This window comes from Amycolatopsis circi, assembly GCF_003385235.1.
In the GTDB taxonomy this organism is placed as follows: domain Bacteria; phylum Actinomycetota; class Actinomycetes; order Mycobacteriales; family Pseudonocardiaceae; genus Amycolatopsis; species Amycolatopsis circi.
Window position 1 is genome coordinate 1 of sequence record NZ_PQIA01000037.1, and the last position, 25,940, is coordinate 25,940.

At 70.0% G+C, this 25,940-nt stretch carries 32 protein-coding genes; 16 read left to right on the top strand and 16 right to left on the bottom strand.

Annotated elements, in window-relative coordinates:
• Positions 1–349: 349 nt before the first annotated feature.
• The 3 genes from D0D37_RS18055 to D0D37_RS18065 are packed head-to-tail and all read left to right on the top strand — an operon-like array spanning position 350 to position 3,845.
• Positions 350–1,135, top strand: coding sequence for a GAF and ANTAR domain-containing protein (locus D0D37_RS18055; RefSeq protein ID WP_116201721.1), 786 nt, complete (start codon positions 350–352; stop codon positions 1,133–1,135).
• Positions 1,136–1,189: 54 nt separating this feature from the next.
• Positions 1,190–2,260, top strand: coding sequence for an NAD-dependent epimerase/dehydratase family protein (locus tag D0D37_RS18060; protein WP_116201722.1), 1,071 nt, complete (start codon positions 1,190–1,192; stop codon positions 2,258–2,260).
• Positions 2,261–2,264: 4 nt separating this feature from the next.
• Positions 2,265–3,845, top strand: coding sequence for a phytoene desaturase family protein (locus D0D37_RS18065; protein WP_116201723.1), 1,581 nt, complete (start codon positions 2,265–2,267; stop codon positions 3,843–3,845).
• Here D0D37_RS18065 and D0D37_RS18070 read toward each other — a convergent pair.
• Positions 3,836–4,297 carry an SRPBCC family protein gene (locus D0D37_RS18070; RefSeq protein ID WP_116201724.1) on the bottom strand — a complete coding sequence of 154 codons (462 nt, stop codon included), beginning with the start codon at positions 4,295–4,297 and terminating at the stop codon, positions 3,836–3,838. The two genes, D0D37_RS18065 and D0D37_RS18070, sit on opposite strands and share 10 nt — an antisense overlap.
• A 133-nt stretch (positions 4,298–4,430) precedes the next feature.
• Between D0D37_RS18070 and D0D37_RS18075 the strand changes: the two genes are divergently transcribed.
• Both D0D37_RS18075 and D0D37_RS18080 read left to right on the top strand, forming a co-directional pair.
• Complete coding sequence (locus D0D37_RS18075; RefSeq protein ID WP_244223561.1) at positions 4,431–5,177, top strand: ANTAR domain-containing protein; 747 nt, start codon at positions 4,431–4,433, stop codon at positions 5,175–5,177.
• The gene (locus D0D37_RS18080; RefSeq protein ID WP_116201725.1) at positions 5,174–5,947 is read left to right on the top strand and encodes a GAF domain-containing protein; all 774 of its coding nucleotides are present in this window, start codon (positions 5,174–5,176) and stop codon (positions 5,945–5,947) included. The genes D0D37_RS18075 and D0D37_RS18080 overlap by 4 nt, the downstream gene beginning before the upstream one ends.
• 6 nt (positions 5,948–5,953) lie before the next feature.
• On the opposite strand, the gene D0D37_RS18085 is transcribed toward D0D37_RS18080, so the two are convergent.
• Entirely contained in the window at positions 5,954–6,214 is a 261-nt protein-coding gene (locus tag D0D37_RS18085; RefSeq protein WP_116201726.1) for an ANTAR domain-containing protein, read from the bottom strand.
• 251 nt (positions 6,215–6,465) lie between these two features.
• On the opposite strand from D0D37_RS18085, the gene D0D37_RS18090 reads away from it, so the two are divergent.
• Both D0D37_RS18090 and D0D37_RS18095 read left to right on the top strand, forming a co-directional pair.
• A complete protein-coding gene (locus D0D37_RS18090) occupies positions 6,466–7,434 on the top strand; it encodes a nitroreductase family protein (protein ID WP_116201727.1) in 969 nt (322 codons plus the stop codon).
• An 88-nt stretch (positions 7,435–7,522) separates the two neighbouring features.
• Positions 7,523–8,581 carry a LacI family DNA-binding transcriptional regulator gene (locus tag D0D37_RS18095; RefSeq protein ID WP_116201728.1) on the top strand — a complete coding sequence of 353 codons (1,059 nt, stop codon included), beginning with the start codon at positions 7,523–7,525 and terminating at the stop codon, positions 8,579–8,581.
• Positions 8,582–8,618: 37 nt separating this feature from the next.
• Here the strand turns inward: D0D37_RS18095 and D0D37_RS18100 are convergent, their stop codons facing one another.
• A complete protein-coding gene (locus D0D37_RS18100; RefSeq protein ID WP_116201729.1) occupies positions 8,619–9,086 on the bottom strand; it encodes a cupin domain-containing protein in 468 nt (155 codons plus the stop codon).
• Between the two features lie 170 nt (positions 9,087–9,256).
• Between D0D37_RS18100 and D0D37_RS18105 the strand changes: the two genes are divergently transcribed.
• Genes D0D37_RS18105 through D0D37_RS18120 form a run of 4 tightly spaced genes read left to right on the top strand, consistent with a single transcriptional unit; the run spans position 9,257 to position 14,280 of the window.
• Positions 9,257–10,756 (top strand): ABC transporter substrate-binding protein, encoded by a 1,500-nt coding sequence (locus tag D0D37_RS18105; protein WP_208720018.1) that lies wholly within the window; start codon positions 9,257–9,259, stop codon positions 10,754–10,756.
• The gene (locus tag D0D37_RS18110) at positions 10,753–11,691 is read left to right on the top strand and encodes an ABC transporter permease (RefSeq protein WP_116201731.1); all 939 of its coding nucleotides are present in this window, start codon (positions 10,753–10,755) and stop codon (positions 11,689–11,691) included. Before D0D37_RS18105 ends, D0D37_RS18110 begins: the two co-directional genes overlap by 4 nt.
• On the top strand, positions 11,688–12,521 hold the full coding sequence (locus D0D37_RS18115; protein WP_116201732.1) for an ABC transporter permease: 834 nt from the start codon (positions 11,688–11,690) through the stop codon (positions 12,519–12,521). The genes D0D37_RS18110 and D0D37_RS18115 overlap by 4 nt, the downstream gene beginning before the upstream one ends.
• A 1-nt stretch (position 12,522) precedes the next feature.
• Positions 12,523–14,280, top strand: coding sequence for a dipeptide ABC transporter ATP-binding protein (locus tag D0D37_RS18120; protein ID WP_208720019.1), 1,758 nt, complete (start codon positions 12,523–12,525; stop codon positions 14,278–14,280).
• Here D0D37_RS18120 and D0D37_RS18125 read toward each other — a convergent pair.
• From D0D37_RS18125 to D0D37_RS18150, 6 genes are all read right to left on the bottom strand, one after another.
• The gene (locus D0D37_RS18125) at positions 14,267–14,857 is read right to left on the bottom strand and encodes a dihydrofolate reductase family protein (protein WP_208720021.1); all 591 of its coding nucleotides are present in this window, start codon (positions 14,855–14,857) and stop codon (positions 14,267–14,269) included. The genes D0D37_RS18120 and D0D37_RS18125 overlap by 14 nt on opposite strands.
• A gap of 117 nt (positions 14,858–14,974) precedes the next feature.
• Positions 14,975–16,201, bottom strand: coding sequence for a hypothetical protein (locus D0D37_RS18130; RefSeq protein ID WP_116201735.1), 1,227 nt, complete (start codon positions 16,199–16,201; stop codon positions 14,975–14,977).
• 40 nt (positions 16,202–16,241) lie between these two features.
• A complete protein-coding gene (locus tag D0D37_RS18135) occupies positions 16,242–16,721 on the bottom strand; it encodes a DoxX family membrane protein (protein WP_208720020.1) in 480 nt (159 codons plus the stop codon).
• A 110-nt stretch (positions 16,722–16,831) separates the two neighbouring features.
• Complete coding sequence (locus D0D37_RS18140; RefSeq protein ID WP_116201736.1) at positions 16,832–17,299, bottom strand: DUF3291 domain-containing protein; 468 nt, start codon at positions 17,297–17,299, stop codon at positions 16,832–16,834.
• 32 nt (positions 17,300–17,331) lie between these two features.
• On the bottom strand, positions 17,332–17,976 hold the full coding sequence (locus tag D0D37_RS18145) for a helix-turn-helix transcriptional regulator (RefSeq protein ID WP_116201737.1): 645 nt from the start codon (positions 17,974–17,976) through the stop codon (positions 17,332–17,334).
• A 31-nt stretch (positions 17,977–18,007) separates the two neighbouring features.
• Complete coding sequence (locus D0D37_RS18150; protein WP_116201738.1) at positions 18,008–18,514, bottom strand: MarR family winged helix-turn-helix transcriptional regulator; 507 nt, start codon at positions 18,512–18,514, stop codon at positions 18,008–18,010.
• Between the two features lie 128 nt (positions 18,515–18,642).
• Here D0D37_RS18150 and D0D37_RS18155 point away from each other — a divergent pair, with 128 nt between their 5' ends.
• Positions 18,643–19,578: an NADP-dependent oxidoreductase gene (locus D0D37_RS18155; RefSeq protein ID WP_116201739.1), complete on the top strand. Its 936-nt coding sequence runs from the start codon at positions 18,643–18,645 to the stop codon at positions 19,576–19,578.
• Positions 19,579–19,633: 55 nt separating this feature from the next.
• On the opposite strand, the gene D0D37_RS18160 is transcribed toward D0D37_RS18155, so the two are convergent.
• Complete coding sequence (locus D0D37_RS18160; protein ID WP_116201740.1) at positions 19,634–20,890, bottom strand: alpha/beta hydrolase; 1,257 nt, start codon at positions 20,888–20,890, stop codon at positions 19,634–19,636.
• Between the two features lie 65 nt (positions 20,891–20,955).
• Between D0D37_RS18160 and D0D37_RS18165 the strand changes: the two genes are divergently transcribed.
• From D0D37_RS18165 to D0D37_RS18180, 4 genes are all read left to right on the top strand, one after another.
• A complete protein-coding gene (locus tag D0D37_RS18165; RefSeq protein WP_244223562.1) occupies positions 20,956–21,423 on the top strand; it encodes a MarR family winged helix-turn-helix transcriptional regulator in 468 nt (155 codons plus the stop codon).
• Between the two features lie 61 nt (positions 21,424–21,484).
• Positions 21,485–22,141 carry a TetR/AcrR family transcriptional regulator gene (locus tag D0D37_RS18170; RefSeq protein ID WP_116201742.1) on the top strand — a complete coding sequence of 219 codons (657 nt, stop codon included), beginning with the start codon at positions 21,485–21,487 and terminating at the stop codon, positions 22,139–22,141.
• Positions 22,142–22,148: 7 nt separating this feature from the next.
• Complete coding sequence (locus D0D37_RS18175) at positions 22,149–22,643, top strand: pyridoxamine 5'-phosphate oxidase family protein (RefSeq protein WP_116201743.1); 495 nt, start codon at positions 22,149–22,151, stop codon at positions 22,641–22,643.
• A gap of 26 nt (positions 22,644–22,669) precedes the next feature.
• Positions 22,670–23,164: a nitroreductase family deazaflavin-dependent oxidoreductase gene (locus D0D37_RS18180; protein WP_116201744.1), complete on the top strand. Its 495-nt coding sequence runs from the start codon at positions 22,670–22,672 to the stop codon at positions 23,162–23,164.
• A gap of 3 nt (positions 23,165–23,167) precedes the next feature.
• Here the strand turns inward: D0D37_RS18180 and D0D37_RS18185 are convergent, their stop codons facing one another.
• The 6 genes from D0D37_RS18185 to D0D37_RS18205 form a co-directional block, all read right to left on the bottom strand.
• A complete protein-coding gene (locus D0D37_RS18185; protein ID WP_116201745.1) occupies positions 23,168–23,740 on the bottom strand; it encodes an Asp23/Gls24 family envelope stress response protein in 573 nt (190 codons plus the stop codon).
• Complete coding sequence (locus D0D37_RS18190; RefSeq protein WP_116201746.1) at positions 23,737–24,264, bottom strand: DUF6286 domain-containing protein; 528 nt, start codon at positions 24,262–24,264, stop codon at positions 23,737–23,739. The genes D0D37_RS18185 and D0D37_RS18190 overlap by 4 nt, the downstream gene beginning before the upstream one ends.
• A 238-nt stretch (positions 24,265–24,502) precedes the next feature.
• The gene (locus tag D0D37_RS18195; protein WP_244223563.1) at positions 24,503–24,895 is read right to left on the bottom strand and encodes an Asp23/Gls24 family envelope stress response protein; all 393 of its coding nucleotides are present in this window, start codon (positions 24,893–24,895) and stop codon (positions 24,503–24,505) included.
• A 3-nt stretch (positions 24,896–24,898) separates the two neighbouring features.
• On the bottom strand, positions 24,899–25,075 hold the full coding sequence (locus D0D37_RS47125) for a hypothetical protein (RefSeq protein ID WP_167493543.1): 177 nt from the start codon (positions 25,073–25,075) through the stop codon (positions 24,899–24,901).
• The gene (locus D0D37_RS18200) at positions 25,072–25,398 is read right to left on the bottom strand and encodes a hypothetical protein (protein WP_116201747.1); all 327 of its coding nucleotides are present in this window, start codon (positions 25,396–25,398) and stop codon (positions 25,072–25,074) included. Before D0D37_RS18200 ends, D0D37_RS47125 begins: the two co-directional genes overlap by 4 nt.
• The gene (locus D0D37_RS18205) at positions 25,395–25,856 is read right to left on the bottom strand and encodes an Asp23/Gls24 family envelope stress response protein (RefSeq protein ID WP_116201748.1); all 462 of its coding nucleotides are present in this window, start codon (positions 25,854–25,856) and stop codon (positions 25,395–25,397) included. Before D0D37_RS18205 ends, D0D37_RS18200 begins: the two co-directional genes overlap by 4 nt.
• Positions 25,857–25,940: the final 84 nt, after the last annotated feature.

Consider the following 25,940-nt stretch of genomic DNA (forward strand, 5'->3'; position numbering starts at 1 on the left):
CGAGCAGCTTGCGCACGCCCACCCACACGGGAATCGGCGGATCCACTTTCCGCACGGTCGACGGCCACTCGTTCACCTCAAGGTCACCCGCTCGCGTTCACGTTCCGGGCCGCCCCGGTTCCCGGCGGCCCGAGACGGGAGTCGAACATGTGTTCGCCTGGGAAGTCAAATTGGACTGGACAGCGCGTGACTGGGGTCTCGCGGCGCCGTCAGGTGTGCGAGAGCGGCCCCCGGGTACCCGGGAGACGTCGAGGTTTTTCGCGCGGGCCGGCAGAGACGGCTCGTCACCTTGGCGGCACACAATTCGCGCGAATGCCGAGGGGGCTCCGGCTCGCACCGGGAGAGAGCGATGACCGAAGACGCGACCGGCCGGCGATGGCCAGTTGCCCTCGACGACGTGACCAGCGCCCTCGAGACGCTGACCGCGGTGCTGAGCACCGAGGACGACTTCCGGCTGTTGCTGCACCAAGTGTGCGAGCAGGTCACCGCCGCGGTACCCGCGGTCGACGAGGCCACCGTCACCCTCCTGAGGGACGGCAATGCCAGCACTGCCGCCACCACCAGCGACATCGCCGCGGAACTCGACCGCGACCAGTACGCCGTCGGGGACGGGCCGTGCATCCAGGCGGCCAGCAGCGGGAAGCTCGTGCGGGTGGCGATCGCCGAAGCCGCCGAGCGGTGGCCGCGGTTCGCCCGCGACTCCGAAGCCGCCGGGTTCGGCAGCTTCCTGTCCGCTCCGCTGGTCGTCGGCGACGGGCAGTCCGGCGCGGTCAACTGCTACAGCGCCCACGACCACGGCTTCGCCGACCTGGACGAGAAACTGCTCGACCTGTTCACCAGCGCCGCCACCGCCGCCCTCCGCGTGCACGCGCGCTACACCCGCGCCCGCCAGACGGCCGAACACCTGGAAACCGCGCTGTCCACCCGGGCGGTCATCGACCAGGCCAAGGGCATCCTGATGGCGCTGCGGCAGATCGACGCCAAGGAGGCGTTCGCCGTGCTGGTCGAGCAGTCGCAACGGGAAAACGTCAAGGTCCGCGACCTCGCGGCCCGATTCGTCGCGTACGCGACCGGTGCCTCTTCGCCGGCGAGCAGCGAAGCCGCTCCCGACGTCGCGAGTCCCGAGGCAGGCTGAAGCCGAGCAAGCGGCGCCGGGTTACGGCCGGTGCGTAGCGGGTAAACGGCGCGCATGCGGATCGTGATCACAGGCGCGAGCGGCAACGTCGGCACCGCGCTGCTGCGCGCCCTGGAACCCGGCCATGAAATCACCGGCGTCGCCCGCCGGATGCCGGATCGCGCCGCCGAACCGTACTCGCGCGCGGAATGGCATTCGGTGGACATCGGCGCTCCGGGAGCCGAGGAAATCCTGCGGGACATCTTCACCGGCGCGGACGCGGTTGTGCATCTGGCCTGGGCGATCTCCCCCGCGTGGGGCGACCCGCCGATGGCGCGCACGAACGAAGGCGGCACCGCGAACGTGTTGAAGGCCGTCGGCGACGCGGGCGTCGGGCAGGTGGTGTGCGCGTCCTCGGCGGCTGCCTACGCACCGGAACCGCACGACGAAAAAGTCACCGAAGACTGGCCCTGCCGGGGGATCGCGTCCAGCGCGTACAGCCGAGGCAAAGCGGATCTGGAGGATGCGCTGGACCTGTTCACCTCCACGCATCCGGAGGTCGCCGTCGCGCGGATGCGGCCGTGCGCGATCCTGCAGCGGCGCGCGGCGGGCGAGTTCACCCGGTGGCTGCTCCCGCCGGTGCTGCCGCCTCGCCTGGTCGGCGGCCGGTTTTCGCCGGTGCCGCTGTGGCAGGGATTGCGGCTCCAGGCGGTGCACACCGACGACGTCGCCGAAGCGTTCCGGCTCGCTCTGGACCAGCGGGCGGTAGGCCCCTTCAATCTCGCCGCCGACCAGGTGCTCGACGCGGCGGCATTCGCGCGGGCGGCGGGCGGCACGCGGGTCCCGGTGCCGAAGCCGGTCGCGCGGACGGTGGCTCGCGCGGCGTGGCTCGCCGGGCTGCAGCCGTTGCACCCTGGCTGGCTTGAACTAGCCGACCAGGCCGCGCTGGTCGACACCTCGCGGGCGCGGCTCGTCCTCGGCTGGACGCCGCGGTACAGCTCCGCCGAAGCTGTCCAGGATCTGGTCGCCGGGATGCGGCAGAAGGACGGCGCGCCGTCGGCTCCGCTCGCCTCGTCGCGGCCTGGGCTGCTCGATCGCGCACGGGCGCTGGGCCGCGGCCGTCCGACCCGCCAGTCGCAGGCCTGAGCCTATGCACACCGTCGACGCGATCGTCATCGGAGCCGGGCACAACGGCCTCGTCGCGGCGAACCTCCTCGCCGACGAGGGCTGGGATGTCGTTGTCCTGGAAGAACAACCCGCTCCCGGCGGGGCTCTGCGCACCGAGGAAATCACTGCGCCGGGCTTCCGCTCGGACCTGTGCGCCGCCTTTTTCCCGCTCGGCGCGGCGTCCCCGGTGCTCCGCGGGCTCGATTTGCCCGAGCACGGCCTGCGCTGGCTCCACGCGCCGGACGCGCTCGCGCACGTCTTCCCGGACGACCGCTGCGCCGTCCTTTCCCGCGACCTCGACCGCACCGCGGAATCGGTCGCCCAGTTCGCTTCCGGGGACGCTAAGTCGTGGCGGGAGCTTTTCTCGCAATGGCAAGGTTTCCGCGACGAATTCCTGGACGCGTTGTTCACTCCATTCCCGCCTGTCCGAGCCGGTGCGCGGTTCCTGCGACGCACCGGTACCGCCGAACTGCTGCGGCTCGCCCGGATGCTGACGCTGCCCGCCCGCCGGTTCGCCCGCGAACGTTTCGAGGGCGAGGGCGCGCGGCTGCTGCTGTCCGGAAACGCCGCGCACAGCGACCTCTCCGTCGACAACGCCGGCAGCGCGGTCTTCGGCTGGCTGCTGGGAATGCTGGCCCAGGAGGTCGGATTCCCGGTCCCCGAAGGCGGCGCGAGCGAGCTGGTGGCCGCATTGGTGCGCCGGCTGCGTTCCAAGGGCGGATCTGTCCATTGTGGAGTTTCGGTGACCGAGGTGTTGGTGGCGCGCGGCAAAGCGGTCGGCGTGCGCTGCGCGGACGGCGAGCCGATCCGGGCGCGCAAGGCGGTGCTGGCCGACGTCACCGCGGAGACGTTGTACGGCAACCTCGTCGCGCCGGACTGGCTGCCCTCGCGGTTGCTGGCGGATCTCCAAGTGTTCGAATGGGACAGTGCGACGGTGAAGCTCGATTGGGCGTTGTCCGAGCCGATTCCGTGGACCGCGAAGGACGCACGCGGCGCGGGCACCGTCCATCTGGGCTGCGGCGAGGACGGCTTGTCCGCGTTCGGCGCGGAGCTGGCCCGAGACCGCGTGCCCGAACAGCCGTTCCTGCTGCTGGGCCAGATGACGACGGCGGACTCGTCCCGATCCCCGGCCGGGACGGAAGCCGTGTGGGCCTACACGCACATCCCGCGCGGCAGCGACCGCGACACGGTGCGGCGGCAGGCCGAACGCATCGAGGCGACGGTGGAACGCAACGCACCCGGGTTCCGCGACCTGATCCTCGCCCGCCGCGTGCAAGGCCCGGCAGAGCTGGCCGACCACGACGCGAACCTCGTCGGCGGCGCGGTCAACGGCGGCACCACGGCGATCCACCAGCAGCTGTTCTTCCGCCCGGTGCCCGGCCTCGGCCGAGCCGACACTCCCGTCGACCGGCTGTACCTCGCCAGCGCCGCAGCCCACCCCGGCGGCGCGGTCCACGGCGGTCCCGGCGCGAACGCCGCACGCGCCGCGCTCGCCCGGGACCATCCGCTGGGCCCCGGATACGCCGCAGTGATCCGCGCGGCGAACCGGGCCGTCTACGGCTGAGCCTGCCCCGTACCCCGCCAACGCCCGAGCACCAACGCCGACAACCGCGACAGCGACTCCTTGTTGCGCGGCCCGAGCATCAACGACTGCAGGCTCTCCGGCAAAAACCCGCCAACCCCGCCAGTCACCGACTCAGCCATCCGAACCGTCGTCTCCCCGGCCCCGTTCGGAACCAGCGAAAGCTCGATCTTCGCGGTGCCGAGCGCCCCGCCGCGAGCCTCCAATTCCAAGGAGACCCCCGGCTCGACCGCCAGCACCGCCGTCGTGTCCTCCAGTTGCAGCGGCCATCCCCCGACGCTGTGGTGGATGCGCGCGCCCACCTGGGGCCAGCTCGCGTCGACATCGCGGATGTGGCAACTGCCGACCACCCAGCCGGAATAGGACCAGCCGTCCGCCAGGATCTCGAATACCGCTTCCGGCGGCGCTGGCACCGTCCGGCTCACCTCGACCATGCGACTCCTCCTCGTCTCCCTGCCTGATTTCCCCCTCGCAGAGCGAGCAAACGCCCGGCTCCCGCGGGGTCCGGCGAGCGGGCGCGCCCGGGCTGCTCGCCCGCGAGGCGTCTCGTAGGGTGGAGGATCTGGGATGTCAGGCGGCGCGAAGGGGGCCACGACGGTGGAGGGCCAGCATCGGCAGCCGCTGTGGAAAGCGATCGCCGCCGCGCCCGAGGCGGTCAGCAGCCGGGACAGCTGGGCACAAAAAGTGTGCCTCGCCTGCGTGGAGACGATAGACCAGGTCGACGCCGCGATCCTGTCGCTGCGGGCCGGCCCGCGTTCGGAAGAGGTGCTGGGAGCCAGCGACCCGTGGGCGGCCAGGCTGGCGGAGCTGGAGTACACCGCCGGAGAAGGGCCGGGGGCGGAGGCCTTCGAGACCGGAAGCCCGGTGCTGGTCCCGGACCTGAATGTCGACCAGGTGCGCTGGCCCGGGTTCGCCCAGACCGCGCTCGCGGCGGGCGTCGGCGCGGCGTTCGCGTTCCCGCTGCAGTTCGGGGCCATCCGGCTCGGCACCCTCGAACTCGTCCGGCACCGGCCGGGAGGGCTGACCAGCCCGGATACGAGAGACGCCGCGCTCGCCGCCGACCTGGCCACCGCGGCGTTGCTGCGGCAGTCTCGCGAAGCCGAACGCGCCGGGCTCGAATTCGCCCCGCGCGCACTGATCTCCTACCAGGACGTGCACATCGCCACCGGCATGCTCGCCGCCCAGCTGCGGATCAGCCTCGACGACGCCTTTGCCCGCCTGCGCGCCCACGCCTACAGCACGAACCGGCCGCTTCTCGACGTGGCCACGGACGTGCTGGAACGCCGCATCACCCTTGAGGAGCCGTCCGAATGACCCATCCCACCGACGAGAACGCCGGGAGCCGGGCGACAGACAGACACGTCGGTCTCCTGCCCGCGGACGTCCCCGCGGCCCTGGCCGCGATCACCTCCCGCCTGGTCGGCAACCCGGACAACGCCGCGGTGCTGCGCCTGATCACCGAGGTCGGCACCGGACTGCTCGGCGCGCGCGGCACCGGGGTGCTGCTGAAGGACCCGCGCGGCGAACCCGCCGTCGTGTCGGCCTCGGACGAGGCCGCGCAGTTCGTCGAGCTGCTGCAAACCGAGCTGCGCCAGGGACCGTGCGTCGACTGCATCGCGACGGCGGCCGTGGTCGCCGCTCCCGACCTGACCCGCGAGCGAGACCGCTGGCCGGGCTTCGCCAGTGCGGCGCTCGCGGCCGGGTACCGGGCCGTGGTGGCGGTGCCGCTGAAGCTGGACGGCGAGGCGGTGGGCGGGTTCAACCTGCTGTTCGCCGCGCCGACCGAACTGCAGCCGTGGCAGTCGGCGCTGGCGCAGGTGGTGTCGGACCTCGCGGTGCTGGCCCTGGTCCAGGAAACCGGCACGCGGCGCTCGGACCGGCTGTTCGAGGCCACCCTCGCCTCGCTGAACGACCGGGTCCAGCACAGCCAGGCCGTCGGCGTGGTCGCCGGGACCCTCGGCACCGACCCGGAAACGGCCCGCTCCCTGGTGAACGGCTACGCGGCCCGGCACGACCGGCCGCTGCGCGAAGTCACCCGCGCGCTGGTCGACCGCACCCTCGACCCGGCCGACCTCGCCGGCTGACCCCGGTCAGGCCCAGCCCCCGTAGTCCGGATCGGCCCGGCCGTCGGCGGCGGCGTCGGCGACCTCCGCCAGCCGCGCGGCTTCCGCCCCCGCCCCGTGCGCGCCCGCGTCGCCGGTCAGGACGCGCAGCGCCTCCTCGGCGTCGCACCCGTGCGCGCTCTGGAGAATGCCCACCGCCTCGTCGATCGTCGTCCGGCCCGCCACCGACAGGCGCAGCAGCCGGGCCGCCTCGGCGTTCGCGGCGTCTTCCAGGCTCTGCAGGGACATACCTCTACCGTCCTCTCCCGTTCCGGCGCGCGCCAGTGCCCTCGCGGCGCCGAGACGGCGGGCGAATTGAGCTGCGATCTACGGCAGCCGTCCTCGCGTCCCGAATGCGAGGACCGCGAGCTTTCCGGGAAGACGCCCGCAGATCGCTCCGAATTGATGAACCCCGGCCTCTATCGCGGACCCGGGCGGGGGCGCACCATAGAGCCTGGCACCGACCGGACGCACTCCCCCGACTCCAGCGGGAAGCAACCATGCCGAATTCGCGGGTTCCCAGCCCAGCCGCCGTCGAGGCGGCGGTGGCCGCGGCACTGCTCGCCCCAGGCACCTCCGACGCGCCGCTCTGGCAGTGGCGCACCGGCTACCACACCCTGCACCTGTACGCCGAGCCGGACCGGTGGCGAGCCGTCGACGACCCCGCCGGCCGTTGGCAGACGCTCAGCAGCGGCGCGGCACTGCACCATCTCCGGGTCGCCTTCGCCGGTCTCGGCTGGGCCTGCGCGGTGGACCGGCTGCCGTGCCCCGGCGAACCGGACCATCTGTCCGTCGTGACGCCGCAGCCGGGCGAGCCGGCTCCCGGGGAAGCCGCGCTGGCGACGTCGATCGCGCGGCGGCGAGAGGACTTGCGGCCCTGCGGCGCACGGCCGGTACCGTCCGAATGCCTTGACCGGCTTTCGCAAGCAGCCGCCCGCGAAGGCGCGGTTTTGCACCCAGTGGAAGACCTCGCGGTCCGCAGATACCTCATGACCGCGATCGGCGAAGGCGCCCGGGTTCCCGCCCAGATGCGTCGCGAGGAGGTGTACGCACGAAGCGCGTCCCTCGTCGCCGCACAGGGTGTTCTCGTCCGTGCTGCTTCGGGGACCGCGGGAAACCGGCTGCCGCTGCCCCAAAGCGAGGCGGAACCTCGAAACGACGGCGCGTCGCTGCTGGTGCTCAGCACCCCCGGCGACGATCCCCTCGCCTGGCTGCGCGCGGGAGAGGCGCTGAGTTCGGTGCTGCTGACCGCGACCGGGTACGGACTGTCGTCCGGACGGCTGAGCCGGACCGGGTGCCGGCTGCGCGCGACGCTCGCGGAACGCGTCACGCTCGGCCAAGCGCCGCAGGCGGTGCTGTGGGTGGGACGGCCGCCGGTCGGCGTGAAGCGGCTCCAGATGACGAGGTCGCAGGCGAGCGTCGACGACGTGCTCGAACCGCTTCAGGCACCGGCGAAACACGGTCGCTGACCGGCCGCTCCAGCTCTTCGGCGCGGTCGTCCACTTCCCACTGTGCCTAATGGACCCGGCCCGCGCTCCGGTGCTTTAGAGTGGCACCGTGGCAACGGGAACCGGGGAATTTCGCGACGCCGAGCGCCCCGGGCGCCGGCCGATCCTTTCCGATGTCGCGCGGCTGGCCGGAACCTCCACGGCGGTGGTCAGCTACGTCCTCAACGACGGGCCCCGCCCGGTGGCCGAGAAGACGCGGCGCAAGGTCGAGGACGCCATCCGGATGCTCGGCTACCGGCGCAATCCGCTCGCCGGGGCGTTGAGCGGCGGCCGGTCCAATTTGGTCGGACTGCTGGTGCCGGACACCGCGAACGCCTTCTTCGGCGAGATGTCGCGCTGTCTCGAAGCCGAAGGACGCCGCCGGGGATTGCTCACGCTGCTCGGCAATACCGGCTACCGGCCGGGGCTCGCCGACGAATACGGCGAAGCGTTCTCCGAGCTGCGGCCGCGCGGGATTTTCGTGACGACCGGTGAAAAGCCGCGGCTGTCGACGGAAACGCCGTGTGTGTTCCTGCAGTGGGCCGCACCGGACGACACCTCGCCCAGCGTGGTGTTCAACGACTTCGACGGCGGACGGCTGGTCACCGAGCACCTGCTCGGACACGGGTACGAAGACATCTTTTGCGTGGCAGGCGAAATCGCGGTCGGACCGGCCGAAGGCCGCGAAGGCGGCTGGCGCCGGGCGATGGCGGACGCCGGGCTGCGCACCGAGGGCAGGCTGGTCCGCACGTCCTTCGACAAGGTCGAGGCGGGGCGGGCGGTGCGCGAGGTGCTGACGAGCAGCCGCCGGATCCGCGCCGTCTACGCGACCACCGACGAGCAGGCGCTGCTGACCATCCGCATCGCGCACAGCCTGGGTTTGCGCGTGCCGGAAGACCTCGCGGTCGTCGGCTTCGACGGAACTCGAGAAGCCCGGCTCGGCAACGTCCCGCTCACCACGGTCCACGTTCCGCTGGAGGAATTCGCGGTGCGCGCGTTCGATGCCCTGGACGGCCAAGGCGATTCGTCGGTCGTCTTGGACGGAACGCTCAGCATCGGTGTTACCTGCGGCTGCGAACCCGGTGCCGCCGAGGAACCCGCGCACGCCGGAGCAGCCGCAAGCGGATGACTGCCCCGCCGCGGCGACCGCGCGACGGGGCAGTTCGCTACCGCGCGAGGGTGTTGTGCTCGTCCGAGGCGTACTCCGGGTTCAGCGACAGCGCGCTGAACCGGAACGGCCGGTCCACGCGCGTGAAGCCGAGCGGGCAGTGCCGGGTGCCCGCGGGCAGATAGACCGAACCGCTCGTGGTGATCACGTGGCGGACGCCCTCGATGTCGAGGTAGATCTCCGCGCCGAGGTCGTCCGGGTCCGCCGGGTTGTTGCCGTGCCAGATCAGGACCTCGTCGTAGTCGTGCTGGTGCTCCTTCACCCACTGCACCGGAGCGTCGCATTCGCTGATCCACGTGTAGGTGAGGTGGATCTTGCTCTCCGGCACCTCCTTCGCGCGCATGAGGGCGAGCGATTCGCCGACGTTGGGCGGTTCGACGACGCCTGCCGCGGCGCCCTCGTTGACGAGGTCGTCGAGACAGTTCGGCATTTTCCTCACGAACAGGTGCTCGTACGGACTGGTCATGCGGCTGCTTCCTCCTCTGCTCCCGGACCGGGTCGAGCCGGTGGCAGGCTCACTCTAAACGATTAGCTTCTCCACTTGTAGACTCTTCCCTCGCACGAGAACTGGCCGTACCCTGTGGCGACGCCGGGTTGTCTAACGGCTTAGATTTCTGGCTTCCCTGGAGGTTCCCGGTGTCGCGCAGACCTCGATCCCTGCCCACCCTCCTGCTCGCCGTCGCGCTGCTCGCCGGCTGCGGCCGTCCGGACGACGCGGCCGCCGGGAGCGACACGCTTCGCATCTCCGTCTCCGCCGACGCGGGCGAGGTCCTCAATCCCTACGCCAGCAACCAGGGCCCGATCCAAGAGCTGCGCAGTTCCCTCGTCTTCGAGGGGCTCACCGCGCTGGACCCGGCGGGCAAGACCGAATGGCGGCTGGCGACCGGCATGACGCCGAACGCCGACCGGACACAGTGGACGATCACGCTGCGCCCCGGCGTGAAGTTCAGCGACGGCACCGAGTTCACCTCCGCCGACGTCGTGTCGAGCATCAAGTACCTGCGCGATCCCGCGCACGCCGCGCAGGGCCTGGCGCTGATCCAGATGATCGACCCGAGCACCGTCCGGGCGGTGGACAAGCTCACCGTCCGAGTGGGGCTGACCGAGCCGTTCAGTCCGTTCAAGGACATCTGGACGAGCGTGCTGCTGCCGATGACCAAAACCGGGTCGGCCCCGGCGAAGCCGATCGGCACCGGGCCGTTCGCGGTCAAGTCGTTCGCCGGGGGCCGGGAGTCCACAGTGGAGCGATTCGGCGGCTACTGGGGCAAGAAACCGAAGCTCGCCGCCGTTCAGCTGATCGAGTACCAGAGCCAGCAGGCGCAGGCGAACGCGCTGCTGTCCGGCCGCGTCGACATCGCGTCGAACACGACCCCGACGATCGCGAAGTCGCTCGTCGGGCGCGGCGGCATCCAATTGCTCGACAGCAAAGGGACCTTCAGCCTGCAGATCGGGCTCGACACGGCGGTCGCGCCGTTCCGCGACGTCCGGGTGCGCCAGGCGTTGCGGCTGCTGGTCGACCGGCGGCAGATCGTGTCCAACGTCTTCAGCGGTTACGCCCGGATCGCGAACGACTACGAGACGACCACGCCGCAGTGCGCCGCGCCGGATATCCCACAGCGCGCTCCGGACATCGCGGCCGCGAAACGGCTGCTGGCCGAGGCCGAGCAGAGCGATCTGTCTTTCGCGATCACCACCGACGGCCTGCTGCCCGGCATGTCGGAGCTGGCGCAGGTCTTCGCGCAGAACGCCGCGCTGGCGGGGGTCAAGGTGACCGTCAATGTGGTCCCGACGCCGGAGCTGCTGGCGAAATGGGGCCAGTGGCCGGCTTTCGTCGACTACAACCCGGTCCCCTACCTGCCGTCCGTGCTCGGCGGGCTGCTGCCGGACCGAGTCGGCAACGCCGCGCACTGGAACAACGCCGCTTTCGCCGGGCTGGCCGGCGAACTGTTCAGGTCCCCCGAGCAGCAGCAGTGCCCGCTCATGAACCGGATGCACGAGATCGAATACACCGACGGTCCGTACATCATCCCCGCGTTCTCCGACGTGCTCCTGCCCCACCGGGCGGCAGTGCAAGGGCTGGTGCCGGATGTGAACGGCCGCCCGCTGTCGTTCCTGACCGAGGTGACCGTCGGATGACCGCACGGTGGCTCGTGCGCCGGCTGGCGCTCGGCGTGCTCGTGCTGTTTCTGGTCTCGGTGCTGGTTTTCCTGGTGACCCAAGCGTTGCCGGGCGACGTGGCCCGGATCGTCCTCGGCAAGGAAGCGACGGCCGAGCAACTGGCGAACCTGCGGCGCCAGCTCGGGCTCGACCAGCCGCTCGTGTCGCAGTACGGCCACTGGCTCGGCGGATTGCTCACCGGCGATCCCGGCGTGTCGCTGCAGAACCGGGAACCGGTCTCGGAAATCCTCGGGCCGCGGATCGTGAACTCGTTCACGCTCGGCTTCGTCTCGATGGCGCTGATCCTGCCGCTCTCGGTGGTCGCCGGAGTGCTGAGCGCCGCGCGCCGCGACAGTTTCGCGGACAAGGCGTTCGTCGCCGTCACGTCGCTGAGCATGGCGCTGCCGCCGTTCGTCGTGGGAATGCTGCTGATCGCGCTCTTCGCCACCTCGATGCTCGGGGTGCTGCCGGGAGTTTCGGACATCCCGCCCGGCGACCTGCCGTGGTGGCACCCGGCGGAACTCGTGCTGCCGGTCGCCACGCTCACGTTCATGGGGGTGATGTACTTGGGCCGGTTGGTGCGCGCTTCGGTCATCGACGCGCTCGACAGCGAATACGTGCAGATGGCCGTCCTCAAAGGACTCAGCCGCCGGCGCATCCTGTTCCGGCACGCGCTGCCCAACGCCGTCGCGGCGAGCCTTCCGGCGGCCGGTCTGGTCGCGGCCGTCACGATCACCGGCGTCGTGGTGGTCGAATACGTCTACTCGTATCCCGGGCTCGGCACGGCGCTGGTCAGCGCGGTGAACTCGCACGATCTGCCGGTGCTGCAGGCGTGTGTGCTCATCCTCGCGGCCACGTACTACCTGTGCAATCTCCTCGCGGACGTCCTCGCCGCAGCGGGGCGCACCCGATGAGCGTTTCGGTGGTGCGCCGCGCGTCCCGGACCGGTCGCGCGCGGCTCGGACTCGGCTTGCTTGCCGCGATCGCCTTCATCGTCATCTTCGGCCCGCTGCTCGCGCCGTGGCCGCCGACCGCCATCGTCGCGCCGCCGTTGGAGGGGCCGAGCGCGGAATTCCCGCTGGGCACAGACCTTCTCGGCCGCGACGTGCTCAGCCGCCTGCTGTCCGGAGGCGGCACCCTCACCTGGATGACGCTGCTCGCCACCGGAATCGGCGTAGTCCTCGGGGCACTCATCGGCCTGACCGCCGCCTACCGCGACGGCATCGCCGACACCGTCCTCATGCGAGCGATGGACGTCGTGCTGAGCTTCCCGGAAACCATCTTCGTGCTGGTGTTCGTGGCCGCGTTCGGCCGCCATCCGTTGCTCACGGCGTCGCTCGTCGGGGTGGCGTTCGCGCCCGGCGTCTCGCGAGTGCTGCGCGGTGCGGCACTGCCGGTACTCGACAGCGAATATGTCTTGTGGGCCAAGGCGAACGGCCTGCCCGGGCGGCAGATCGTCCTCGGCGAGGTGCTGCCCGGGGTGACGTCGCCGCTGATGGTGGAGGCCGGGATGCGGCTGGTGTGGGCGGTCACCGCGATCGCCTCGCTGAACTATCTCGGCTTCGGCGTCTCCCCGCCCGCGCCGGACTGGGGGCTCATGGTCAGCGAGAACCAGGACGGCCTGGCCGCCGCGCCGCTGCCCGTGCTGGCGCCGATCGCGCTGATCCTCATGATGGCGCTCGGCGGCAACCTCGTGGCCGAGTCCGTCGCCCGGACTGTCAGCCGCACGGAAGGGAAGAGCTGACGTGGCCAAGGAAGTCGCGGTGTCGGGCGTGACCGTCGAGGCCGCCGAGTATGCCATCGTGCGGGACATCGGCTTCGAACTCGGCCGCGGCGAGGTCCTCGGCGTGGTCGGCGAATCAGGTTCCGGCAAAAGCACCCTCGCGCTCGCCCTGCTGGGTTTCGCCCGGACCGGCGCGACGATCACCAGCGGACAGGTCGTTGTCGACGGAGTGGACCTGCTTTCCTTGCCTGCCGCGGAATTGCGTCGCGCACGAGGCCGGAAAGTCGCGTATGTGCCGCAGGATCCGGCGACCGCGCTCAACCCGAGCCTGCGCGTGTCGACCCAGTTGACCGAGGGATTGGACCGGCCCGCCCTGAACCGGGTGCAGCACTTGCTGGACACCGTCGGATTGCCCAGCGACGACGCGTTCCTGCGCCGCCGCCCGCGCCAGCTTTCCGGCGGCCAGCAGCAACGGGTCGCCATCGCGATGGCCATCGCCGCCGGACCGCGGCTGATCGTGCTCGACGAACCGACGACCGGACTCGACGTCGCCACCCAATCGCGAGTACTCGACCTGGTGCGGAACCTGTGCCGGACCCGCGACCTGGCGGCGATCTACGTCTCGCACGACCTCGCGGTGGTCGCCGACGTCGCCGACCAGGTGATGGTCATGTACGGCGGTGAGGTGGTCGAACACGGCCCCGCCCGCGCTGTCCTCACCCGTGCCGCGCATCCTTACACCCGCGCCCTGCTGGCGGCCGTGCCGTCCGCGACCCATCGGCAGCGGCTGGTCCCCATCCGCGGCCGGACGCCCAGCATCGACGATGCCCGCGTTGGCTGCGCCTTCGCGCCACGCTGCGACTACGCCACGACCGCTTGCCGCACAACGCATCCGGTGCTGGCACACGGACCCTCCGGAACCCTCGCGCGGTGCATTCACGCGGAAGAAGTCGCCCGGAACGCTTTCGCCGCTTCGCGCGCTCCAGAACCGAACGCACCTCCCCCGGACCAGGCGGCACTGCTGTCCGTCTCCGGCCTGAACGCCAGCTACCACGGACGACAGGTCGTCTTCGACGTCTCTTTCGACCTGCGGCCCGGCCAATGCCTCGCCGTCGTCGGCGAGTCCGGCAGCGGCAAAACCACCATGTCGCGGTGCCTGGCCGGACTGCACCCCGAGCAGCAAGGCGAGGTCACCTTCGAAGGCAAGCCAGTCCCAGCCGCCGCAGCCCGCCGAGACTCCCGCACCCGACGCGAACTGCAGTATGTCTTCCAGAATCCGTACGGCTCGCTCAGTCCACATCGGACGGTCGAGAACAGCCTGCTGGTCGCCCTGCGCCACTACTTCGGCGTGAACCCCCGCGAAGGCCGCCGCCGGGCCCGCGCCGCCCTCGACCGCGTCGAAATCCCGTCGCGGCTGGCCGACCGCTACCCGTCGGAACTGTCCGGCGGACAACGCCAGCGAGTCGCCATCGCACGGGCCTTGGTGTGCGAGCCGAAACTGATCATCTGCGACGAGGTGACGTCCGCATTGGACGTTTCGGTGCAGGCGTCCGTGGTGGAACTGCTGCGCTCCCTGATGGACGACGGGCCGTCGATGATCTTCGTGACGCACAACCTGGCGGTGGTGCGCAGCATTTCGGACGAGGTCGTCGTGCTGAGCGAAGGCCGGGCCGTCGAATCCGGGCGGACTGACCGCGTGCTTACTGCACCGTCGCATGCGTACACGAGGAGCTTGCTCGCCGCGACGCTAGACATCCCCGACCAGATCAGTCCGCGCTGACGCGGCGATAGCGGATGTGGGTGGTCAGCGGTGAATGGAGCACCTCGACGGGCTCGAAACCGAACGATTCCACCCCGTCGAACATGCGCTCGCCCGACCCGAGCAAGACGGGCGCGATGTCGAGAGTCAACTCGTCGACCACCCCGGCGTTCAGCGCCTGCCGAACCGTCGAAGCGCCGCCCGCGATGTCCACCCCTTTGCCTCCGGCAGCCTCGCACGCCGCCGCGTAGGCAGCGTCGAAGCCGTCAGTGACGAAGTAGAACGTCGTCCCGCCCTCCATCCGGATCGGCTCGTGAGAGTGATGAGTAAGCACGAAAACCGGCGCGTGATACGGCGGTTCGGCACCCCACCAGCCCGACCAGTCCTCGTCCCACTCCCCGCGAACGGGACCGAACATGTTGCGCCCCATGACATACGCGCCGCGGGGCCGCATGAGCCACCCGCTGGCGGTCTTGTCGGCGTCGTTCGCCCGGGGATCGCCGATGTGCCACCCGTGCAACTCCCGCCCCCGCACTCCAAGCGGCTCGTCCCGGCTCTGCCCCGGCCCGGCGACGAAACCGTCCAGCGAAATCGACATATGGCAAGTCGTGTCCGGCACGGTGGGCCTCCCTAGTGATTGCGGTTTGCAAGCGGTTGGGAGGAAGATAGCAGGCAGACGCGGTGAGCGCTACGCGTTGCGGAGATTCTCCGCGGGTCAGCCCGCCAGGTGGCGCAGGAACGTGGTCGTGCGATGCCACGCGAAGTACGGTTCGGACGCTTCCCGATGGGCTCCGCAACGACGTCCGGCCAGGTGCTGCATGCGGAGTTTCAGACTCCCGGCCGGAAGCTGGTCGAGCCGCACGGTCTGGATGCAGCCGGTCTCGTCGACGGTGACCCAGCCCGATTCATACAGGACGTCGCAGCCGAAGCTGCAGGCGAGCATCGCGATGTCGCGGAGGTTCCTTCGTTCGTCGTCAGTGCAGGCCGCGCGTTTCTTTACGTGCGCCGCCACCAGGAACTCCAACGGGAACTCGTCGCCGCACAACGCGCAGGGAGCGGAAACGCGTTCGTTGGCGAGCAGCTTGCGGAGCCGGGTCTGTTCGGTCCGGACTTTGACCTGGGTCTTCACGTCCAACTCGCCGAAGTGGACGTCCGCCGCGGGTTCGGCGCCGGAGCGGTCGAGCGTCAGCGTCGTCGGCGACGTGGCTCTGCTGACGTGCGGCAGGTTGGCCAGCACCGCCCCGACGAAAGTGCTCCGGTGACCTAGTTCGGCAACCGAAACCTCGAGCGTGCCTCGCGCGGCGAGCACGTCCAGCCCGTGCTGGATCTCGCGGAGAGGAACGGGCTGCCCTTCCGGCGACCGGTCAGTGCCCACCAGCACCGAGTCGTCCTCGACCTTGAGGATCTGGTTCCCTTTGCCGGTGGGGGTCGAGATCGTCTCGCCGATGAGACCCCGGACCAGGTCCTTCGCTCGCGGCAGCACTCCGTCCGAAGCAGGCTCCGCCAGATCGGCCGCGAGCCGGGCCGCATCGTCCGGGCCGTAGCCCGGAACCTCCAGCCGCAACTCGATCCGTTTCTGGTTGTTGCCCTCCTTCGCGCCGTCTTTCCGGCCGATCTTCCCCTGCGCCCGGGTGATCTGCCGCCGCACCTGCTCGATGTTGCGCTCGTCGGCCAAAACGATCGGAGCCGGGACAATACTGCGCTCCTCCTCCGGCAAACGGGCGGTTTGCGTTGACGCCACAACGCCCGACACCACCACCGCCTGCCGGTCTCGAAGGCGCTCGAGCAACAGCGTCAAGGCGGAGTTGTACTGGTAGTTCCGCGGGTTCGGCCCGGCGCCCCGGCCGCCCGCACTCTCCATGACCAGGCTCAACCGCCCGCCGTCGGCCACCACGGAGAACTCGGCGTTCAGTTCGACGCCCTCGTCGTTGCTTGCAAGCACGAGATCAGCCTGCCAGACCGGCCGAGGCCCGCGAGCAGGGTCAGAAAAGCGACCCCACCCCGACCGCCGCGCACACCGACAGGAACAGTCCGCCCACCGCGAAGCCCAGCGGTTTCTGCCGCCACGCCGTGTGGCGGTCCAGGGCGTACCAGCCCGGGCCGGTCAGCAGCAGGGCCAGCGCCATCGCCGCGAGCGTCAGTTCCAGTTCGAATCCCGGGCCGGTGGTTCCGAACAGGCCGCCCGACCACTTCACCCGCACCGCGCTGATCGCCACGCCCAGCAGGCCGGCCGCGGCGAGCGGGGTCAGCAGGCCCAGCGCCAGCAGGACGGCACCGCCGACCTCGGTGATTCCGGTCAGCCAGGTCAGGAACTCGATGTTGTGGCTGAAACCGCAGCCCTGCAACAGGTTCTCGAAATGCGCCATGCCCGAGCCGCCGAACAGGCCGAAGACCTGCACGAGCCCGTGCGCCCCCATCGCGACCGACAGCATCAGCCGCAGCACCAGCAGACCGAAGTCCAAGCCGCCATTCTCATCCGACCAACGGGACATGTTCGCCACGCCGACACCCTAGCCATCCCGCCGGCCGGTCCGGGCGACCCACCGGACGTGTCGCACCCAAGAAGCCCGCCTCACGACGCGGAGGCGGCGCCCTCGGGCAGATAGCTGTCCCGGAAACCGAACGCGCTCGGCGAGGGTCCCTTCTCCCGCAGCAGTTCCAGTCGCTGCACAGCCTCCTCGACCGACGGGATATGCCCGGCGGGAACCCACCACAGCACCTGGAACGGCGTCTTCGGCAGCTCGAACCATTCCGAGCGGCGGCGCAGCATGTCCAGGTGGCCGCTGCGGTAGACGTAGTCCCACAGCGCTTCGCGGCTTTCCCAGACCGACATGTTCACCAGGACGTCGTCGCCGAGCGGGGTCCGGATCGCGGTGGCGTCGTTGCCGCCGTCCTCGACCAGGCGCCATACGAAGCCGGGCGCGTTGTCGGCGACCTCGTTCAGGGTGTCGAGCATCGACGTGAAGCCGTGCATCCGGGGGTCGTCGAGGGGGTGTCTCGTGATGCCCACGTTGAGCTGGGCGAGGTGATGTTCCGTCACTCCTTCACCTCACCATCGCCGGACCTTCTATGTCAACTCTCATTATTTTTAGAACGTTCGACGACCACGCAGCACAGCCCGGGACGCGGATCCATCCGGGCCCGCAGGCCTTCGGCGTCTTCGAGCAGCCCTTCCAGCAGCGCCAGGTTCATGCCGCACACCAATCCGGGATGCCGCTGCGAGAGGACATGGAAGGGGCAGTTGACGAGACGCAGGACGTCGTCGTCGAGACGAGGCTCGTAACCGCGGGCTGCCAGCAGTTCCTTCGCGGCGTCGAGATCTTCAACCGGACCGGCGGCGGCACGGCCCTCGCGCCGGGCGGCGGCCTGCAGTTCGGTGTCCAGCCGGGCGACCTCGGCAACCTCGGCCAGCAGATCGGCGGCGGTGCGGTAGTCGCGCGCCGGGACGGAGAACTGGCGCTCGGCGCCGGACCGGCGGTAAAGCTTCGCCGGGCGGCCGGCACCCGGACCCGAACGTCCGCTCAGCCGCTTGCTTTCCGTCTCCAGCAGCCCCGCGTCCACGAGTTTGTCGAGATGGAAAGCGGCGAGCGTGCGCTGGATTTCGACGCCTTCGGCCGCTTCGTTCCGGCTGACGTCGTGATCCTGGGAAACCACGTAGTCATACAGCCGCCGCCGGACGGGATCCTGCAGGACGGCGATCGCCTCGATGTCTTCCACCCATCCAGTCTAAGAACAACGACGATGCGCGTTAGAGGGGCTCGGGCTCGCTCCTCGTGGATTTCCGGCGAGCAGTGGCCGACCGCGGCGGCTCGGCGCGCATGTGGTCGCGGACGCGGGTCATGATGCCGCCCAGCGCATCCAGGTCCGAAGTGGACAGTGGAGCGACCAGCAACCGGCGGACGACCTCGACGTGCCCGGGAAGCACCTTCGCGACCAGCTCCCGACCGGCCTCGGTGATGCCGACGACCGTCGCGCGCTGGTCTTCCGCGCTGGGACCGCGGGTGACCAGACCGGCCTTTTCGAGCAAACCAGCCTGATGAGTGAGGCCGCTGCGGCTGTAGACGACACCGTCGGCCAGCTCGGTCATCGTCAGCTGCCCGTCCGAATCGGCGAGCCGGGCCAGGAGTTCGAACTGCACGTAGCTGAGGTCGCCCTCGGCCCGCAGCTGCTGCGTGACGGCGTGCTGCAGCAGGCTCACGGCCTCCATGAGCGCGAAGTAAGTGTTGAGCTGCCGGGGCTCCAGCGCGTCCGCCATGAGGCCAGTCTAGATGCTTCGAAGTCGAATCATTGTGGCCGTCCTCACGTCTCCGAGACTTTGCTTCGACATCGAAGCATACTCGTCCTCAGATTGTTTCAACTTCGAAGCACATTACGGAGGACGTCATGAAAGCAGTGCGCTACCACCGCTACGGCGGAAGCGAAGTCCTGGCCTTCGAAGAGGCCGAGCGGCCCACGCCCGCCGAGGGCCAGGTGCTCGTGCAGGTCGCCGCCACCTCGTTTAACCCGGTGGATCTCGGGATCCGCGCGGGCGGCCTGCAGGAGGTATTTCCCCTGGCCTTCCCGCACGTGCCGGGCATCGAGGTCGCCGGGACGATCGCCGAACTGGGCCCGCGGGTCGAGGGCCATGAGGTCGGCGACGCGGTCGTCGCCTTCCTGCCGATGAACCTCGACGGCGCGGCCGCCGAGTACGCCGTCGTTCCCGCCGACGCGCTGGCCGCCGCCCCGCAGACGGTCGACCTGCCCGACGCCGCCGCGCTGCCGGTCGGCGGGCTGACCGCTTGGCAGGCGCTTTTCGACGACGCTCGCCTGCAAGCAGGCCAGACGGTCCTGATCAACGGCGCCGGAGGGACGGTGGGCGGCTTTGCCGTTCAACTCGCCCATCAGGCGGGCGCGACCGTCACCGCGACCTCGAGCCCCCGCACCGAAGAACGCCTCCACGAATATGGAGCCGACCGGATCGTCGGACACCTCGACTTCGCCTCCGGCGCGCTTGCTGTCGACGGAGCGCCGTTCGACGTCGTGGTCAACCTCGTTCCGACTACTCCGGAGGAGACCGCGGCGCTCGTCGACTTGGTCGCCGACGGCGGGGCGCTGGTCAGCACCACCACTCCCCCTCCCGAGAATCCTGGACGCGGGATTCGGACCGTTCGGGTGTTCGTCGTCAGCAATGCCGAGCAACTGGCGGAACTCGTCTCGCGCGTCGACGCGGGGGCGTTGCGGATCACCGTCGCCGACCGTCGGCCGTTGGCGGATCTCCCGGCTGTGCATGACGAAGCGGCCTCGGGACGGCTCGTCGGCAAGACCGTACTCATCCCCTGAAAGCCCCGGTTCGAGCACTGAAGGACCCCGCTTTCAGTGCTCGAACCAGGCAGCCTCATTTCCGAGCTTTCGCCAGGCCCGCCGGAGTCGCGCCCAGCCACCAACGCGGGTCCGCCGATCCGTCCGTCGTACGGCCGTCACGGTGAACGAAGAACCGCTCGTCCCGGCCGGGCGTGGCGAACTCCCCGGCCAAGCCGCGCATCAACCACTCCGCGCCGAACGCGAACACTTCCGCAGCCGTCCCGCCCAGTGGATGGAATTCGTCCTCGTAGACGCGCATTTCCTTGGGAGCACGGATTTTCTCGTAGGTTTCGAGCGCGCTCTCCACCGGCGTCAGCTCGTCGAATTCGCCGATGCCCAGCAGGACCGGGCAACTGATGCCGGTCACGAGGTCGCCCAGCGGCATCTTTTCCTTGAGATCGCGGTCGAAAGACGCCTCGTCGGCGTAGCCCGCCATATACAGGTAATTGTTCTTGAAGCTCGGCTGCGCCCGTTCGAAGATGGTCTCGAAATCGCCGGACACCGCCTCGAACGCGGCCACCGCGCGCAAACGGGTCCCCGGTGATGCCGCAGCGCGCAATGCCCAATAGCCGCTCATGCTGATGCCGAACATGCCGATCCGGTTTTCGTCCACTTCGGACAGACCGGCGAGATACGCCGCATAGGTTTCGAGAGCGCGTTCGTAGTTGTCCAGAGTCACCGTCAGCCCGCGCGCCCGAGTCTCCCCCTGCCCCGGCCCCTCGACGGACAGCGCCACGACTCCGCGCGAGGTGTAGTAGCGCTCGGCCGCGAAGATGTAGTCCTCCTTGATCATGTCCATGCCAGGACCGAGAATCACCGCCGGGGCACCGGAAACCGGCTGCGCGGGAAGGTGCAGGAGGCCGAAGATCTTGCCGCCTTCGAAGTCCAGCTCTACTCGGCGCACCGTGTTTCCGCGAAGCTCGCTGAGCCGGGCCACGCACGAATCGCAGCGCTCGCGGAACTTCGCCTTGCGCCCGTCGCCGGAGTCGAAGATCGAATACTGCGCGCGGCCGTACATCACCGCCGCGCGCAGGTACAGATCCGACGCCGTCCTGCGGTAACCGAGCCGCTCGTGGTGCGCGGCCCGCTCTTCGGCCTGTCCGGCAACGACCGCCCACGCCTTCGGCAGCATCGCCCCGGAACGGACCATCGCGAACACCTTGTCGAAGTCGGCGTGATCGTGCCCGAGTTGTTCGAGCGTCCCCTTGCCTTCCGGGTGCAGCGCGTCGAAGCCGCCCTGCGCCAGCGCGATGTCCAGGGCCCAGCTCTGCCCGGCCGAACGTGTCGTCATGATCGCCTCCCTATTTGCCTAAGTACTTAGTCAATGTGCCACGGCTAGACTCCGCCCGGCAAGGAATGCGGCAGGCACCACAGGAGAGCGAACCGATGGGCGACGAGGCGATCACCCGGCTGGCGCGAGCCGCTTACCGGCTCAGCGCGGCCGATTCCCGGCTGCGCGGCCGGGCGACCCGCAGCGCCGAAGCGCTTTCGCTCGCGCACGCCCGCGCGCTCAAGAGCCTGGCCGAACACGGGCCGATGACGGTCAATCAGCTGGCCGGGCACGTCGAGACGACCGGAGCCGCGGTCACCCAGCTCGTCAACGGCCTGGCCAACGCCGGTTACGTCACGCGCGAACGGGCCGCTTCCGGGGACCGCCGCACGTCGATCGTCGCGTTGACCGATGCGGGCCGCCGCCGCCATGAGGAGCGGGAGCAGATCCTCGCCGCCGGACTGCGCGAGCTGACCCAGGACCTCGACGAACACGCGATCGACGCCGCGGGCACGGTGCTCACCCGGCTCGCTTCGCTGTACGACCGGCTCTGACCTTCCTCGAGCCAGCGGCGAACTCTATCAACTGATTGAATCGGCTGATAGAGTCCGCGCCATGGGCACCGAAGCCGCGCGGATCCCCGCCAGTCGCGGGGCGGCGACCGAGCAGCGCCTCATCGCCGCCGCGGAACGGCTTTTCGCCGAACAGGGCGTCGGGGCGGTGTCGCTGCGGACCGTGATGCAGGCGGCGCAGACGAACGTCGCGGCGATCCACTACCACTTCGGTTCCAAGGAAGGCCTGCTCGACGCGGTCCTGCGCAGCCGCCTCGGCCAGGTGACCGGCGAGCGGAACGCGGTGCTGCGGGAATTCCCCGAGAAAGACGTGACCGCACGCGAATTGGCCCGAGCGTTCGTGCAGCCGGTGGTCGCGGTGCTCGAATCGGGCGGCGAATGCTGGATCCGGCTGGTCGGCCGGCTGCTGGCCACCGGCGGCGACGGACTGGACGCGGTCGCCGAATCGTTTTTCGAGCGCAACGCCGTCTTCGTCGAACTGCTCGACCGGCTGAGCCCGGGCGTCCCCCGCCGGACGCTCGATTTCCGGCTGTCCCAAGCGATGACCGTGACGCTGAACGTCCTCGGCGACGTCGGCCGCACCCGCCGCCTGCACGGCCCGGACGCGGCGGACTGGACCACCGGCCAGATCGTCGACGACCTCGTCGACGTCGTGACCTCCGTACTCGCCGGCCCGCCCGGGGCCCGCCGCAGGAAGTGAGGAATCGATGGGAACCAAGCAGCGAGCGCAGATCGAGATGACGCCCGAGGAGGTGTCGGCCTATCTCGCCGCCCAGCGCACCGCGACCCTGGTGTCGCTCGGCCCCGACGGGCATCCGCACGCGGTCGCGATGTGGTTCGCGCTCATCGACGGCGTGCTGTGGTTCGAAACGAAAGCCAAGGCGCAGAAGGCAGTCAACCTCCGGCGCGATCCGCGGGTAACCGTGCTGATCGAGGACGGCCTGACCTACGACGTCCTGCGCGGCGTTTCGCTGGAAGGACGAGCCGAGGTCGTCGACGACCCGGACGCGCTCTGGGCGGTCGGGGTCAACATCTGGGAGCGCTACCACGGCGAATACACCGACGAGGTGAAACCGATGGTGGAGTTCATGCTCCGCAAGCGAGTCGCGGTCCGCGTCGACGTGGAGCGGACCCGTTCGTGGGACCACCGCAAACTCGGGCTGCCCCCGATGCCGCTCGGCGGATCGACCGCCGCCGGCTGACGCGTTCGCCCCGCCAGGAGGTCACGATGGGACGCTTTTCCCTTCCCGAACAGGCGCCGAAGGGCCTGGACTCGCCGGTGACAGCGGCGATGATGAAGTACCTGGCCAAAATCCAGGTCAAAGTCTTCACCCTGACCGGCGGCCGGGTCGGCAGCAAATGGCGCGTCGGAGCCGGTTTCCGCAAGCCGGTGCCGACCCTGCTGCTGGAACACCGAGGCCGCAAATCCGGGCGGCGGTTCACCACTCCGCTGCTGTACCTGCGTTCCGGCGACGATCTCGTCATCGTCGCTTCCCAGGGCGGTCTGCCCAAGCATCCGCAGTGGTATTTCAATCTGCTCGCGGAGCCGGAAACCCGCGTGCAGCTCAAGGGCCGCCGGGATGTTCCGGTCGCGGCGCGGGTCGCGTCGGCGGACGACCGGCGCGAACTGTGGCCGCGGCTGGTCGATCTGTACGCGGACTTCGCGAAGTACCAGGAGTGGACGGACCGCGAGATCCCGGTCGTGGTGCTCACTCCCCGCTGAGGCTCACCCGACGCGGGACGTCGCGCGGCTGGTGAACCGGAACTCGATCTCGACCGGGAGGTCGTCCAGCTCCAAGGCTTCCTTGAGCCGCGGCACGCCTTCCTCGGTGATGCGGCCGCGGATCTCGCCGAGGTCTACGTCCGGTTCGCACGTGACGATCAGCGCCAGGGACGGGTTCGCGCGCGTCCCGGCGAGCGACGCCCGAGCCTGATGCACTCCGGGATATCCGCGCAGCTCTTCGACAAACGGGGCGACCGCAATGTCGGCATGCAATTCAGTACGGCCATGTGCCGGGTCGGTCTCGAACCTCCACAGCTTGGTACGCGGCCGATGCGCGAGCTGGGCGATCAGCCAGCGCAATGCGAGCAGTCCCACCACTATCGCCGCCGCAGCGATCACGTAGAACACCCAGCCCGGCGGCTCTCCCGTGCCCGGCACGATCGGTGCTGCCGGGTCGACGAGCCGCAGCACGCGGAAGTGCGTCGCCAGGCCGAATCCGCCCGCAGCAAGCAACACGATTCCGAACACCGCGAGGAGAGCCCGATTGAGCGCGGCTGGCCGGTTGACGCTGGTCATGACACCTCCCTGGTAGCGCGAACCCGCACCGACACCGCAGGCCGCCGCGCGGGCGCGATGCGGTCCAGCCGGGATTCGACCGCGGTACGGACAGCGTCGGCCAGCCCGTCGGTCCGGGTGCGCGCCGTTTTGACCCGCACCTTGACCTTCCGCAGGCCGGTCGACAGTCGGGCTCGGTCGACACCGTCCACATTCGCCGCAGCGGCACGCAATGTGGTGCGGTAGCCCGTGGTGTCGGCACCGGAGTCCGGGTCTCCCGTGAGCGGGAGGATGCGACGTTTGCCGGGCAGGAGCGCCGCCCACAGCAGCGCCAGCCCGATGACGGCGACCGCGCCCGAGACGAGCGCCGGAACGAGATCCGTCCAGTGCGCGTCGTGGACGGCTGCGGCGACCGCGCGGTAATCCAGCCACGGCTGGTGCCCGGTGAGCCGCTGGATGGCCGCGACCGCGGTCAGGACGCACACGGCCAGCAACGCAACGGCGGTCAAGGTGGCCGGAAGAGTCCGGCGGGTACGGCGTTTCATTCGCTCCTCCTTCGCCCAGTGGCTCCGCTGTGCAGCGCTGTCACCGGCTGCTGCTTGGTGAGCTTTTCGATCGCGGGGGCCGCCGCCGACAGCACGCCAGCGGCCAGGGTCGCCGGAACGAGGCCGACCCCATGCGTGTCGTGGCGACCGTCCGTGGTTGATGCCCAGTGAGCCGCTGAATCGCCCCGCCGGAGGTCAGCCGTCCGGCTGGCCGGAACGCACCGGCAGGTCCGTCGGCTCACTCGACCCTCCTCCGCCCAGCGGCCTCGGTATGCAGAGCCGTCACGGTGATGCTGACGCGGCTGACCGGCATCCCGGTCAATTCCTCGACGCGCCCGCGCACATGGCCGCGAACCCGTTCGGTCGTCGCGCCGACCGGGGCCGGGTACTCCAGCGAGATCCGCACGTCCAGCTCCACCTCGCCGCCCGCGATCCGGGCGGCCGTTTTCGCCGAGCGGTCCAGCGCTTCACCGCCGAGGCTGATCCCGAGCGTGCGCCCGGCGGCCCCGCCGACCCGGTCGATCTCGCTCGCCGCGTGGGCAGCCAGCCGCTCGACCGCGTGCTCGCTGATCGTCAGGCTCCCCCGCTCCTCCGCCGCGGTCCCGGCCGCGCGCTCCATCGCGACAGCCACGGCTCACCCCCGATCGCGGCCGGTGAGCTGCGAAAGGTCGAGCTTCCCGTCCAGCAGACGGCCGACCAGCAACCCGACCGCACCCAGCACAAGAACGAGAAGAAACGCGCCGAACCCGCCGATCGCGGCGGCAAGGCCCAGCACGAGGCCGGTGATCAGTCCCAAAGCAGTCGCGTTCACGACACCGTCTCCTTCCGGTTTTCCGACTTCTCCACACCGGCCCCGGACAGAACCGGTTCTTCGACATCGGCGACGACCACGTGCACCGGACGACCGGGCAACGCGACGGCCGCGCGCACCGCGGCCGCGACCTCGTCGACCGCGAACGGCATGCGGACCGCCACGCCGACGGTGACGTCTTCGTCAGTCACCCGCACTCCGGCGACCCGGCGGCCCGGACCGAGCGTGGCGATGCGGCCGAACCGGCCGCCGTGCACGTCGGCCACTTCCGGCAGTGCGCGCACGGCGGCGATGATCCGCTCCGCTTCGGCGAGCGGGCTCACTGCACCCGGCCGCTGTCGCCGGACGCGTCTTCCTCCTCGTCGGACGGCAGGTGCAGGTCGCCCACGTTGATGTTGACCTCCACCACCTCCAGCCCGGTCATCCCCTCCACCGCGCTGATCACGTTCCGCCGGATCGAGCGCGCCACCTCCGCGATCGCGACGCCGTACTCGACCACGATCTGCAGGTCCACCGCGGCCTGCTTCTCCCCCACCTCGACCGAAACTCCCTGTCCGGCCGACGCCGTCGCGCCCGGGATCCGTTCCCGCAGCGCCGAGAACGCCCGCGCCGCGCCGCCGCCCAGGTCGTAGACCCCGGGGATCTCCCGCGTCGCCAGGCCGGCGATCTTCTGCACCACCACGTCCGCGACGGTGGTCGTCCCCTGCGAACTGGTCAGCGGACCGGCGTTGACCTTCTCCATGTCCTGAGACTTGGCCGCCGCGTCAGTCGTCGAAGCCATCGTTTCTCCTCCAGTCGGTTCCCGTTGTTCAGTTCATCGGTTCGACTCGCCCGCCACGCAAAGCTCACTCCCCGAACGAGTGGT